Below are 12937 nucleotides of genomic sequence, written 5' to 3'. Positions count from 1 at the left end.
CCGAGAGTTTCGGGCCGTCTCTGGGCCGTCCGAGGCCGCTCAGCGGTGACGCATGACGACCACCAACGGCAGGTGTCCTCGCTCACAGTCGCAGGTCACATGAGTTGATCTGCGACACTGGTACAGCCATGCCTAAGCCCGGAGAACTCACTTTCGTCGCCCCCCGCGGAGCCAAGAAGCCGCCGCGGCATCTTGCCGATCTCACGCCCGCCGAGCGCAGGGAAGCGGTGGCCGAGATCGGCGAGAAGCCGTTTCGTGCCAAGCAGCTGTCGCAGCACTACTTCGCGCGGTATGCGCACGACCCGGCGGAGTGGACCGACATCCCGGCCGGTGCGCGCGGCAAGCTGCAGGAGGCGCTGCTTCCCGAGCTGATGACGGTCGTACGGCATCTGTCGACCGACCAGGGGACGACGCGCAAGACCTTGTGGCGGCTGTTCGACGGGACGCTCGTCGAGTCGGTGCTGATGCGCTACCCGGACCGGGTGACCATGTGCATCAGCTCGCAGGCCGGGTGCGGGATGAACTGCCCGTTCTGTGCGACCGGGCAGGCCGGGCTCGACCGGAACCTGTCCACCGCCGAGATCGTGCACCAGATCGTCGACGGGATGCGGGCGCTCAGGGACGGAGAGGTGCCCGGCGGCCCGGCCCGGCTCTCCAACATCGTCTTCATGGGGATGGGTGAGCCGCTCGCCAACTACAAGCGTGTGGTCGGGGCCGTCCGGGCGCTCACCGATCCCGCCCCCGACGGGCTCGGGCTGTCGCAGCGCGGCATCACCGTGTCGACCGTCGGTCTGGTGCCCGCGATCCACCGGTTCGCCGACGAGGGCTTCAAATGCCGGCTCGCCATCTCGCTGCACGCGCCGGACGACGAGCTGCGCGACACCCTCGTCCCCGTCAACACGCGGTGGAAGGTGCGCGAGGTCCTCGACGCCGGGTTCGAGTACGTCGAGAAGAGCGGGCGGCGGCTCAGCATCGAGTACGCGCTCATTCGCGACATCAACGACCAGGCCTGGCGCGGTGACCGGCTCGGGCGGCTGCTCCGCGGCAAGCCCGTCCACGTCAACCTCATCCCGCTGAACCCGACGCCCGGCTCGAAGTGGACCGCCTCCCGGCCCGAGGACGAGAAGGCCTTCGTCGAAGCCATCGCCGCGCACGGTGTGCCGGTGACGATCCGGGACACCCGGGGGCAGGAGATCGACGGGGCCTGCGGCCAGCTCGCGGCCACCGAGCGGTAACCTGAGCCCGTACGTACATCTTCATATTCCGACAGGGGAGCGCCACAGCGCTGAGAGTGCGGCAACCGGGCCGCAGACCCTCTGAACCTTGCCCAGGTCATTCTGGGTAGGAAGTTCGGTCTTCACTCGAGCTGTTGCGCCCTGCCCGGGAGCCGCTGGAATGCTCCGGCACTCCCGGGCAGGGCCGCGTCTCTTCCTGGTCAGCCAGGAGGAATTCAGTGCACACCAAGACGTTCGTGGCCGCCGCGGTCGGCCTCGGTCTCGTCACGTTGGCCGCGTGCGGTTCGTCGTCGTCCGGCAGCGAGGACTCCGGCGGCTCCAAGACCGTCACCCTCGTCAGCCACGACTCGTGGGCCGTCTCGAAGAACGTCCTCGCGGACTTCGAGAAGCAGTCCGGATACAAGGTCAGGGTCCTCAAGAGCGGCGACGCCGGTCAGGCCGTCAACAAGGCCATCCTCACCAAGGACAACCCGCAGGGCGACGTCTTCTTCGGCGTCGACAACACCCTGCTCTCGCGGGCCCTCGACAACGGGCTGTTCCAGTCGTACGAGGCGAAGGGCGCAGACCGGATCCAGGCGCAGTACCGGGTCGACCAGGCCGAGCACCGGGTCACCCCGATCGACTCCGGTGACATCTGCGTCAACTACGACAAGGCGTACTTCAGCAAGCACAAGCTGGCACCGCCCCAGTCGTTCGACGATCTCGTCAAGCCCGCGTACAAGAACCTCCTCGTCACCGAGAACGCCTCCACCTCCTCGCCAGGCCTCGGCTTCATGCTCGGCACCGCCGCCAAGTACGGCGACACCGGCTGGCAGGGCTACTGGAAGAAGCTCAAGGCGAACGGCGTGAAGGTCGTCGACGGCTGGGAGCAGGCCTACAACGAGGAGTTCTCGGGGTCCGCGGGCGGCAAGAAGGCCAAGGCGGACCGGCCGCTCGTCGTCTCCTACGCCTCCTCGCCGCCCGCCGAGGTCATCTACGGCAACCCGAAGCCGAAGACCGCGCCGATCGGAACCTCGTACGGCACCTGCTTCCGGCAGATCGAGTACGCCGGGCTGCTCAGCAACGCCCGGAACACCAAGGGCGGGAAGGCGTTCATCGACTTCCTGGTCGGCAAGGAGTTCCAGGAGGACATGCCGCTCAACATGTTCGTCTACCCGGTGATCGAGGGCGCCCAGGTGCCGCCGGAGTTCGTGAAGTTCGGGCAGCCGGCCAAGGACCCCGAGACCATGGCCCCGAACAAGATCGCCGCCAGCCGTGACCAGTGGGTCAAGTCGTGGACGTCACTCGTACTGAAGTAGCCGTCCGCGCAAGGCGGACGGGGAGCGCGGTGCGGCTCGGTCTGATGGCCGTGCCGGTCGCGTTCTTCGCCGTCTTCTTCGCCTGGCCCGTCGCCGCGATCGTGGCGCGCGGGCTCAAGGTGGACGGGGTGTGGCAGTTCGGGCGGATCGTGGACGTCGTCACGCAGTCCGACATCCGGCACGTCCTGTGGTTCACCACCTGGCAGGCGCTCGCCTCCACCGCGCTCACGCTCCTGGTCGCGCTCCCCGGCGCGTATGTCTTCGCGCGCCTCGACTTCCCCGGCAAGCAGGTGCTGCGGGCCGTCGTCACCGTCCCCTTCGTGCTGCCGACGGTCGTCGTCGGTACGGCGTTCCTGGCGCTGGTCGGGCGCGGGGGACTGCTCGACGAGCTGTGGGGCGTACGGCTGGACACCACCGTGTGGGCCATCCTGCTGGCGCATGTCTTCTTCAACTACGCCGTGGTCGTACGGACCGTCGGCGGCCTGTGGGGGCAGCTCGACCCACGGCAGGAGGAGGCGGCGCGGATGCTGGGCGCCTCGCCGTTCAGGGCCTGGCGGAAGGTGACACTGCCGGCGCTCGGGCCCGCCGTCGCCGCCGCCGCGCTGATGGTCTTCCTGTTCACCTTCACCTCCTTCGGCGTGGTGCAGATCCTCGGCGGCCCGACCTTCTCCACCCTCGAGGTGGAGATCTACCGGCAGACCTCGGAGATCTTCGACCTGTCCACCGCCGCCGTGCTCACGATCGTCCAGTTCGTCGCCGTCGGCGCGATCCTCGTCGTGCACGCCTGGACCGTACGGCGGCGGGAGAGCGCCCTGCGGCTCGTGGACGCGAACATCACGGCGCGACGGCCGCGCGGGGCCGGGCAGTGGGCGCTGCTGGCCGGGGTCCTCGGCACCGTCGCCGTGCTGCTCGTCCTGCCGCTGGCCGTGCTGGTGCAGCGGTCCCTCGGTGCCTCCGGCTTCGGCTACTACCGGGCCCTGACCCATGACGACGGCGGGACCTTCCTCGTGCCGCCGATCCAGGCCGTCGGCAACTCGCTCCAGTACGCCCTCGCCGCGACCGCCATCGCCGTGGCGATCGGCGGTCTGGCCGCCGCGGCGCTCGCGCGGCGGGACGCGGGACGGCTGGTCCGTGGCTTCGACGCGTTGCTGATGCTGCCGCTGGGGGTCTCCGCCGTGACGGTCGGCTTCGGGTTCCTGATCGCGCTGGACAAGCCCCCGCTCGATCTGCGCAGTTCGTGGATTCTGGTGCCGCTCGCGCAGGCGCTGGTGGGCGCCCCCTTCGTCGTACGGACCATGCTGCCCGTGCTGCGTGCCGTGGACGCGCGGCTCAGGGAGGCGGCGGCCGTGCTCGGGGCGTCGCCGTGGCGGGTGTGGCGGGAGGTCGATCTGCCGATGGTGCGGCGGGCGCTGCTGGTCGCGGCCGGGTTCGCGTTCGCGGTGTCCCTGGGGGAGTTCGGGGCGACCGTGTTCATCGCGCGGCCGGACAATCCGACGCTGCCGGTCGCGGTGGCGCGGCTGCTCGGCCGACCGGGTGATCTCAACTACGGCCAGGCGATGGCCCTTTCGACGATTCTGATGGTGGTGTGCGCGGTGGCGCTGCTGGTCCTCGAGCGGCTGCGCACCGACCGGAGCGGGGAGTTCTAGATGCTGCTGAGTCTTGAGGACGCGACCGTGCGGTTCGGCGGGCGGGCCGTGCTCGACGCCGTCGGCCTCGATGTCGCCGAACACGAGATCGTGTGCGTGCTCGGGCCCAGCGGCAGCGGCAAGTCGACGCTCCTGAGGGCGGTTGCCGGGCTCCAGCCCCTGTCCTCCGGGCGGGTGCTGCTCGACGGACGCGACCAGACGGGGGTGCCCGCGCACAAGCGGGAGGTGGGCCTGATGTTCCAGGACCATCAGCTGTTCCCGCAGCGGGACGTGGGCGGCAACGTCGCCTTCGGGCTGCGGATGCACGGCGCCACGCGCCCTCAACAGGACGAGCGAGTACGGAAGTTGCTCGAACTCGTCGGGCTGCCGGGCGCCGCACGCCGCGCCGTCGCCTCGCTCTCCGGAGGTGAGCAGCAGCGCGTCGCACTCGCCCGTGCGCTCGCGCCCAGCCCGCGGCTGCTGATGCTGGACGAGCCGCTCGGTCAGCTCGACCGCTCGCTGCGGGAGCGCCTCGTCGTCGAACTCCGGGAACTCTTCGGGCAGTTGGGGACCACGGTGCTCGCCGTGACGCACGACCAGGGCGAGGCCTTCGCGCTCGCCGACCGGGTCGTGGTGATGCGTGACGGCAGGATCGCCCAGTCCGGTACGCCGTTGGAGGTGTGGCAGCGTCCCGCGGACGAGTTCGTGGCCCGCTTCCTCGGCTTCGACAACGTGGTCGAGGGCATGGTGGGCGGAGAGGCCGCGGACACCCCCTGGGGCAAGCTGCCGGTGCCCCAGGACGCCCCGCAGGGCACCCGCACACTGCTCGTGCGGCCCGCCGGCGTCCGGCTCGTCCCCGCCGACGAGGGCCTGCGCTGCACCGTGGCCGCCCGCACCTTCAAGGGCACTCATGTCGCCGTACAGGTGCAGCCGGAGGAGGCGCCGCGGCTGGAGGCGGCGGTGGCGCTGCGGGAGGCGCCGGAGGTCGGGGACGCGGTCGGGGTGGAGTTCGACGCGGCGGAAATCGTGGTGCTCGGTTGAGGCATCCCGTCTAGGGTGCGCGGGATGACACTTCTTGAGCATGATCGCTACTGCGAGGAAATCGCCCACCAGGTGGAGCAGTTGAGGGCGGTGGTGACGAGCGGCGCCGATCTGACCGCGACCGTGCCGACCTGCCCGGACTGGACCCTGGAGATGCTCGTCCTGCACATGGGCGGAGCCCTGCGCTGGTCCGGGACGCTGGTGCGCACCCGGGCACAGGAGAACATCCCCGACGAGGACGTACCGCGCGGCGACGGCCCCGAGACCCCGGGTGACGCCGCCGCCCTCGACGCCTGGCTGGCGGAGGCCGGCGAGCTGGCCGTGGGCGCTCTGCGCGAGGCCGGGCCCGACGCGAAGGTGTGGGGCTGGGCCGGGTCCCGGACCGCAGGCTTCTGGGCCCGCCGCATGGCCCACGAGATCACCGTGCACCGTGCCGACGCCACGCTTGCCGCGGGGCTGCCGTACGAAGTGGTCCCCGAGATCGCCGCGGACGCGATCGACGAGTGGCTGGAGATCGTGGGGTGGGTGGGGCAGGAGGAAAGGAAGGAAGCGCCGGTCGGCGCCGGAGAAAGCATTCACCTCCACGCCACCGACACCACGCCCGAGTCGAATGCCGAGTGGGTGATCGAGGGCACTGAGGACGGCTTCGCCTGGCGCCGCGGCCACGAGAAGGCAGCCGTCGCCCTGCGCGGACCGCTCACCTCGCTGCTGCTCGCCTTCTACCGCCGACTGCCCCTGGACAGTCCCGAGTTGGAGATTCTCGGCGACCGCAAGCTGCTGGAGTTCTGGCTGGAGCGGGCGAGCTTCGGGTGAACGACCGCGGCCCGTCCCCCGGGGATACGGGGACGGGCCGCGATGTTGTTCTGCGGGAGGCGTCAGCGGCTGCTGTTCGCCCCACGACGGCGCATGCCGAAGAAGACGGCGCCGCCGCCGACCACGACCAGCGCGCCCGCGATACCGGCGATCAGGCCGGTGTTGGAGTTCGCACCGGTCTCGGCGAGGTTGGAGTCACCGGCTGCCGGGGACGGGGCGTTGGACGAGGTGTCCGCCGGGGGGGTGCTGTCAGAGGCCGACGGGGTCGGGCTCGGGGACTCGGCCGGGGTCGAGGCGGACTCCGACGGCGACGGGGTCGCAGGCGGGGTCGACTCGTCCTTCGCGCAGCCCTCGGCCGGGGTGGTCAGCAGCGGGATGTCCTTGTCGATGTTGATCCCGCGGCTGTCGACCACGACGTGGACCCGGTAGGTCGCGTTCGCCTTCCAGTCGTCGTCGAAGGAGACAGTCGCCCCCTTCGCCGAACCCTTGATCTCCTGCGCCTGGCCGACCGGAGTCTCGTTGCCGGCGGGGCCCTTCAGGAACACGGTGATGGTGGCCGGGGTGCCGGAGGCGTCCACGTCGGTGACGACGATGCTGCCCTTGCCGCCTTCGCACTTGGCTTCGGCGGAGAACTCATTGATGTTGCAGGCGAGCGCGGAGCCCGCGGCGCTCAGGGCGAGCGCGGAGGACGCGGCGGCGACGCCCAGGATCTGCACGGAACGACGTGCGGTACGGCGAGATATGGACACGTTTGCCCTTCACGGGAGGTGCAACTGCGGCGGGGGAGTCCTGGCCGGGAGGGACGTGAAGCGACAGTGGAGGTGAAGCCTCACACTCCCCAGGAGACTCAAAGGTTTATAAGCGTTCGATAAGTAGTGTCAATGCACACGCGTGCCAGGGTCGTTGGCTTTACACTCTTATTAACCGCCGAGACGTTTCAGCGCCGCCGGAGCCTCCTCGATCCGGTCAACGAGGGCGATACGGGACTCCATCGAGCGTTCCCGGGCGAGTGACTGCAAGAGGGGCCAGGCCGGCAGGTGCTCCGTCCAGTGCGTGTGGTCGACGAGCACCATGGGCGTCGGTTCGCCGCGCGACTCGTAGTAGTTGGGCGTCGCGTTGTCGAAGATCTCCTGTACGGTCCCGGCGGCGCCCGGCAGGAAGACCACACCCGCGTTCGAGCGGGCCAGCAGGCCGTCCTCGCGGGTGGCGTTGGCGAAGTACTTGGCGATGTGGGAGGCGAAGGGGTTCGGCGGCTCATGGCCGTAGAACCAGGTGGGGATGCCGATGGAGTGGTTGCCCTTCGGCCAGCGGGTGCGCACCTCGAAGGCGGCGCGGGCCCACTCGGTGATCGAGGGCACGAACGACGGTGACTTCGCGAGGAGTTGGCAGGCCTCCTCCAGCATGCCGTCCTCGTACGGCGCCGCGTACGCGCCAAGGTTCGCCGCTTCCATGGCGCCCGGCCCGCCGCCGGTCGCGACCACGAAACCGGCGCGGCTCAGCTCCCGGCCGAGGCGCGCCGCCCCGGCGTACGCGTCCGTTCCGCGCGCCATCGCATGGCCGCCCATCACACCCACCACCCGTGCGCCGCGCAGCAGTTCGTCGAGGGCGTCGGAGATGGAGTCGTCATGCACGGCACGCAGCATCGAGGCGAATATGTCGCCGTCGGCCTTGGTGCGCTGGAACCAGGCGTAGGCCAGGGCGTCCGGTGTCTGCTCGTACCCCTTCTCCAGCGAGGCGAACAGCTCGTCGGGCGTGTACAGGTGCCCGCGGTACGGATCGAAGGGCAGATGCGGGACCGGCGGGAAGACCAGTGCCCCGTCGGCGCGGACCTTCGTCGCCGCCTCCTCCCGCATCGGGCAGCCGAGGAAGACCGCCTCGGCGGTGTCGGTGGTGAGCAACTCCCTTGTACGGTCCGTCAGATCGACGGCCTGTACGCGGTAGCCGGCGAGGGTGCCGCGGGCCGACACCGTCGCGTCGAAGTCCTCCAGCGTCTCGATCTCACGCTCGTCGTGGTGGGCCGCATGGGCCGGGCTCGTCTGCACGGGCCCATGCTAGGCACGCCGTTCCCCCAGGTTTCCGGTCAGCCCTGGACCGCCGCCGGGTCCATCCACACGACCTCCCAGCTGTGGCCGTCGAGGTCGTCGAAGGAACGGCCGTACATGTAGCCGTGGTCCTGGACGTCGTCGTTTGCGGTGCCGCCGGCCGCGACCGCCTTGCCCACCAGCTCGTCGACCTTCTCGCGGCTCTCTGCGCTCAGACAGATCAGCACCTCGCTGGTCTTCGTCGAGTCCGCGATCTCCTTCTTCGTGAAGTCCGCGTAGCGCTGCTTGCTGAGCAACATCGTGACGATGGTGTCGCTGATCACGACACAGGCACAGTCGTCGCCGCTGAACTGCGGGTTGATCGTGTAGCCGAGCTCCGTGAAGAACTTCTTCGACGCCTCGACGTCGTCGGTGGCCAGGTTCACGAAGATCATCTGCTGGTACATGTGCGGTCTCTCCCATCGGATGCGTGCTGTTCGCAGGGGTAGACCGGGGGCCCGCGCGGAACTCATCGGCTCGCGGGAAAACTGGTCGTACGAATTTTCAGCGGGCCAGTGGCAGGGCCGCGAGCTCCGCCACGATCAGGGTCAGCGGGACGAACAGGGCGAGCAGTGCGCCCACGCGCAGGGCGGCGGCGCTGCGCAGCATCGTGGCGGGGGCGCCGAGGCGCAGCAGCGCTGCCGTGGTGTCGGCCCGGGCGTGCTTGGCCTCCACGGCCGCGGTGAGCAGCGTGGCGACGGTGCAGCCGGACACGAGGAGCGTGCCGAGGGTGGTGAGCGGCCCGAAGACGGGGGTGCTCGTCTCGTACAGGGCGGCCATGGCGTAGGTGCCGGAGGCGACCGCGCAGACGATGCCGAGGGGGCGGCCGATGCGGGTGGCCTCCTCCATGAGGACCCGACCGGACAGCAGCCGGAGGGCGCCGGGGCGCCCCGCCTGGAGGAGCCGGCCGCACAGATGCGCGAGGCCGGGGCCGGCGACCGCGAGGCCGAGGGTGGTGAGCACCCAGCCGAGCAGGACCGCGGGGGCGCCGACGGCAAGGCCGCCGGGGAGGCGGGGGGCGGGGGTGGCCGAGGCACGGGTGGCGTAGGCCTGCACGGCCAGGCCCGCGGTGAGGACGGAGACGCCCCAGGGGAGGCCCGCGGGGGCGGTGCTGGGTGCGGGGGAGTGATCAGCGACGGGGTTCGGCTGAGCAGCGGCCGAGTCGTCGCCGGTAGGCGGTGTCGTGGGGGTGGGTTCGCTTGCCCGCGCGTGCGGGGTGCCGCCTGTCTTCGGCTCACCAGCCGCGCCGCCGGTACGACTGTCCGTGGGCCGGGTACGGGAGCGTGCGCCGAAGCGGCCGTACGTCCCGAAGGTCTCCCGTGCCACCGTCCGGCCGTATGCCCCGAAGCGGCCGTAGTGCCGTGCCACCGCCCGCGCCGCGGCCGGCCGCGCGTCCCGGGGGAGGAGGACCAGCGCCACCGCTGCCGACGCGGTCGCCGGGACCAGCGCGAGCAGGGTGAGGGCCGCGGGGACGGGCAGTGGCTGGTCGGCGGCGAGGAACACCGAGGCCGCGCCGTCGAAGGGGGCGCCCGTGAGGTCGCCCCGGAGGTCGAGGAAGACGAGCAGGGCCAGCAGCGAGCCGAGCGTGCAGGACAAGGCCGTCGTCGTGGCCGACACCGCCATCAGGCGGAAGGGGCCCAGACCGATGGCCGAGAGGCCGCTGCGGGGTTTCGTGCCCGGGTCCGTGCGGGCCACCGCGACCGCGAAGTGCGCGGTGGCGGCGAGGGGAGTCAGGCACCAGGCGAGACGGAGGGCCGAGCCGCCGGGGTTGCCCGGGTGGCTCATCGCGTAACCGAGGGCGCACAGCAGCAGGAAGCCCGTGCCGGCCGAGGCCACCGCCACCAGGAGGCGGCGCAGTTGTACGGCCGGGTGGGCGCCGCGGGTCAGACGGAGAGCGAGCACGGGGCCCGGCCTTCCGTCTCGGCCACCGGCGGCAGGTGGACCGTGTTCACGCAGCGGCCGTCCAGCAGCGACAGCGTGCGGTCGGCGATGGCCGCGGTCTCCTGGTCGTGGGTGGCGACGACGACCGTGATGCCGTGCGAGCGGGCCGCCGTGGTGAGGGTGCGCAGGACGTGGGCGCGGTCGGCGCGGTGCAGGGGGGCCGTGGGCTCGTCGGCGAACAGGACTGTGGGACCCAGGGCCAGGGCCCGGGCGATCGTCACGCGCTGCCGCTCGGCCTGCTTCATCTCGTGCGGGCGCCGACGGGACAGGTCGCCGACGTCGAGGCGTTCCAGCCACTCCAGGGCGGCCGTCCTGGCGCGCTCGCGGCTGGTGCCGCGGAGCATCAGCGGGAGGGCGGCGTTCTCCCAGGCGTTCAGTTCGGGTACGAGCACGGGGGCCGGGTCGATCCAGCCGAAGCGGTCGCGGCGCAGCCGCTCCCGGGCCGGCTGGGACATGGTGTGCACCGGCACGCTGTTGAACCAGACCTCGCCCCGTTGGGCCGTCACCAGACCGGACAGACAGCGCAGCAGGGTCGTCTTCCCGCTGCCCCGGGGGCCGCTGACGGCGAGGATCTCGCCCTCCCGGACACCGAACGAGACGCCGCTGAGCGCGGGCGAGCCGTCACTGTGCTGGAAATGCAGTGAGCGTGCCCAGAGCACGTCGTTGTCCGGCGGGGCCTCCATGGGCGTACACCTCGGTTCGGATCTGTGGTTCCCGTGATCTTTGTTCCCCCGTGCGGGGGAACGAGGACAGGGCCGATCGGTTACCAGGCACGCTAAGGAGCGGTGGCGCCGACGCCGGACAGCACGCGGCCCGGCATGCACCCTTCTCACTCGAACGGGTGCACCCCGGGCCGTATAAACGGCTGAACCGCCGGGAGGTCAGAGCTTCGTCCAGGCCTCCGTCAGGGTGGCGCGCAGGATCTGCTCGATCTCGTCGAAGGTCTCCTGGTTGGAGATCAGCGGCGGGGCGAGCTGGATCACCGGGTCGCCGCGGTCGTCGGCACGGCAGTACAGGCCGTTGTCGAAGAGGGCCTTGGAGAGGAAGCCGTACAGGACGCGCTCGGTCTCCTCGTCGTTGAAGGACTCCTTGGTGGCCTTGTCCTTCACGAGCTCGATGCCGTAGAAGAAGCCGTTGCCGCGGACGTCGCCGACGATCGGCAGGTCGTGCAGCTTCTGCAGGGTGGAGAGGAAGGCGCCCTCGTTGTCGAGCACGTGCTGGTTGAGGCCCTCGCGCTCGAACAGGTCGAGGTTGGCGAGGCCGACCGCGGCCGAGACCGGGTGGCCGCCGAAGGTGTAGCCGTGCAGGAAGGTGTTGTCGCCCTTGTAGAACGGCTCGGCCAGGCGATCGGAGACGATGCAGGCGCCGATCGGGGAGTAGCCCGAGGTCATGCCCTTGGCGCAGGTGATCATGTCCGGGACGTAGCCGAACTTGTCGCAGGCGAAGGTGGTGCCCAGGCGGCCGAAGGCGCAGATGACCTCGTCCGAGACCAGCAGCACGTCGTACTGGTCGCAGATCTCGCGCACCCGCTGGAAGTACCCGGGCGGCGGCGGGAAGCAGCCGCCCGCGTTCTGCACCGGCTCCAGGAAGACCGCGGCGACCGTGTCCGGGCCCTCGAAGAGGATCTGCTGCTCGATCTGGTCGGCGGCCCAGCGGCCGAAGGCCTCCGGGTCGTCGCCGTAGATCGGCGCGCGGTAGATGTTGGTGTTCGGGACCTTGTGCGCGCCCGGGACCAGCGGCTCGAAGGGGGCCTTCAAGCCCGGCAGGCCGGTGATCGACAGGGCGCCCTGCGGGGTGCCGTGGTAGGCGACCGCGCGGGAGATGACCTTGTACTTGGTGGGCTTGCCGACCAGCTTGAAGTACTGCTTGGCCAGCTTCCAGGCGGTCTCGACCGCCTCGCCGCCGCCGGTCGTGAAGAAGACCTTGTTCAGGTCGCCCGGGGCCTGGTCGGCGAGACGCTCGGCCAGCTCCACGGCCTTCGGGTGGGCGTAGGACCACACCGGGAAGAACGCCAGCTCCTGCGCCTGCTTGAAGGCGGTCTCGGCCAGCTCCGTGCGGCCGTGACCGGCCTGGACCACGAACAGGCCCGCGAGACCGTCGAGGTAGCGCTTGCCCTTGTCGTCGTAGATGTAGGTGCCCTCGCCGCGCACGATCGTCGGCACGGGGGAGTTCTCGTACGAGGACATGCGGGTGAAGTGCATCCACAGGTGGTCGTACGCGGTCTTGCTGAGGTCCTTGGAGCTCACGGTTATCGGGTCCTCACGGTTATCGGGTTCCCCACATGTATGTCTGCTTCTTCAGCTTCAGATAGACGAAGCTTTCGGTGGAGCGCACGCCGGGCAGCGCCCGGATGCGTTTGTTGATGACGTCCAGCAGGTGGTCGTCGTCCTCGCAGACGATCTCGGCGAGGATGTCGAACGAGCCCGCGGTCATCACCACGTACTCGACTTCCGACATGTCAGTCAGCGCTTCGGCGATCTTCTCCACGTCGCCCTCGACGTTGACGCCGACCATCGCCTGCCGGCGGAAGCCCACGGTGAGCGGGTCCGTGACGGCGACGATCTGCATCACTCCCTGGTCGAGCAGCTTCTGGACGCGCTGGCGCACGGCCGCCTCGGACAGGCCCACGGCCTTGCCGATCGCGGCGTACGGCCGGCGGCCGTCCTCCTGGAGCTGTTCGATGATGGCGAGGGAGACGGCGTCCAGATGGGGACTGCCGTTCCTGGACTCGCGGGACGAGTCCCTTTGCTCTGCGCTTCGACTGGCCACGACCTCACTGTGCACGACGTCTCGACGGTTCCGCAAGGGCAGACCGATGAAATTCGTTGTTTACATGAGCGAGACCTGCGGATTTCGCAGCCTTGGTGCGACTGGGGGTGTTGAAAACGTGGGCGATCGGATTA

At 70.2% G+C, this 12937-nt stretch carries 12 protein-coding genes and 1 riboswitch; of the genes, 5 read left to right on the top strand and 7 right to left on the bottom strand.

Annotated elements, in window-relative coordinates; all coding sequences use genetic code 11:
- The first annotated feature begins 128 nt into the window (after positions 1-128).
- The 5 genes from rlmN (at position 129) to ACIBW9_RS30590 (ending at position 6012) form a co-directional block, all read left to right on the top strand.
- Positions 129-1235 carry a 23S rRNA (adenine(2503)-C(2))-methyltransferase RlmN gene (gene rlmN, locus ACIBW9_RS30610; protein ID WP_398960281.1) on the top strand — a complete coding sequence of 369 codons (1107 nt, stop codon included), beginning with the start codon at positions 129-131 and terminating at the stop codon, positions 1233-1235.
- Positions 1236-1258: 23 nt separating this feature from the next.
- Positions 1259-1366, top strand: a riboswitch (TPP riboswitch).
- Between the two features lie 87 nt (positions 1367-1453).
- Complete coding sequence (locus ACIBW9_RS30605; protein ID WP_398960280.1) at positions 1454-2533, top strand: thiamine ABC transporter substrate binding subunit; 1080 nt, start codon at positions 1454-1456, stop codon at positions 2531-2533.
- 44 nt (positions 2534-2577) lie between these two features.
- A complete protein-coding gene (locus ACIBW9_RS30600; protein ID WP_398960467.1) occupies positions 2578-4179 on the top strand; it encodes an ABC transporter permease in 1602 nt (533 codons plus the stop codon).
- On the top strand, positions 4180-5199 hold the full coding sequence (locus ACIBW9_RS30595; protein WP_398960279.1) for an ABC transporter ATP-binding protein: 1020 nt from the start codon (positions 4180-4182) through the stop codon (positions 5197-5199). It begins immediately after the preceding gene.
- Between the two features lie 24 nt (positions 5200-5223).
- A complete protein-coding gene (locus ACIBW9_RS30590) occupies positions 5224-6012 on the top strand; it encodes a maleylpyruvate isomerase family mycothiol-dependent enzyme (RefSeq protein WP_398960278.1) in 789 nt (262 codons plus the stop codon).
- 62 nt (positions 6013-6074) lie between these two features.
- Here the strand turns inward: ACIBW9_RS30590 and ACIBW9_RS30585 are convergent, their stop codons facing one another.
- From ACIBW9_RS30585 to ACIBW9_RS30555, 7 genes are all read right to left on the bottom strand, one after another.
- Positions 6075-6761 carry an LAETG motif-containing sortase-dependent surface protein gene (locus ACIBW9_RS30585; protein WP_398960277.1) on the bottom strand — a complete coding sequence of 229 codons (687 nt, stop codon included), beginning with the start codon at positions 6759-6761 and terminating at the stop codon, positions 6075-6077.
- Between the two features lie 171 nt (positions 6762-6932).
- Positions 6933-8054 carry an LOG family protein gene (locus tag ACIBW9_RS30580; RefSeq protein WP_398960276.1) on the bottom strand — a complete coding sequence of 374 codons (1122 nt, stop codon included), beginning with the start codon at positions 8052-8054 and terminating at the stop codon, positions 6933-6935.
- A gap of 38 nt (positions 8055-8092) precedes the next feature.
- Complete coding sequence (locus ACIBW9_RS30575) at positions 8093-8500, bottom strand: VOC family protein (RefSeq protein ID WP_398960275.1); 408 nt, start codon at positions 8498-8500, stop codon at positions 8093-8095.
- A gap of 97 nt (positions 8501-8597) precedes the next feature.
- A complete protein-coding gene (locus ACIBW9_RS30570) occupies positions 8598-9995 on the bottom strand; it encodes a hypothetical protein (protein WP_398960274.1) in 1398 nt (465 codons plus the stop codon).
- On the bottom strand, positions 9977-10717 hold the full coding sequence (locus ACIBW9_RS30565; RefSeq protein WP_398960273.1) for an ABC transporter ATP-binding protein: 741 nt from the start codon (positions 10715-10717) through the stop codon (positions 9977-9979). Before ACIBW9_RS30565 ends, ACIBW9_RS30570 begins: the two co-directional genes overlap by 19 nt.
- Positions 10718-10915: 198 nt before the next feature.
- Positions 10916-12280, bottom strand: coding sequence for an aspartate aminotransferase family protein (locus ACIBW9_RS30560; RefSeq protein WP_398960272.1), 1365 nt, complete (start codon positions 12278-12280; stop codon positions 10916-10918).
- Between the two features lie 19 nt (positions 12281-12299).
- Entirely contained in the window at positions 12300-12818 is a 519-nt protein-coding gene (locus tag ACIBW9_RS30555) for an Lrp/AsnC family transcriptional regulator (protein ID WP_389078908.1), read from the bottom strand.
- Positions 12819-12937 lie beyond the last annotated feature (119 nt).

Origin of the sequence: Streptomyces sp. NPDC049541 (genome assembly GCF_044465725.1) — a bacterium.
GTDB lineage: Bacteria > Actinomycetota > Actinomycetes > Streptomycetales > Streptomycetaceae > Streptomyces.
Note: the sequence above shows the minus strand (reverse complement) of the source record. Positions and strands in the feature narration are given on the sequence as shown.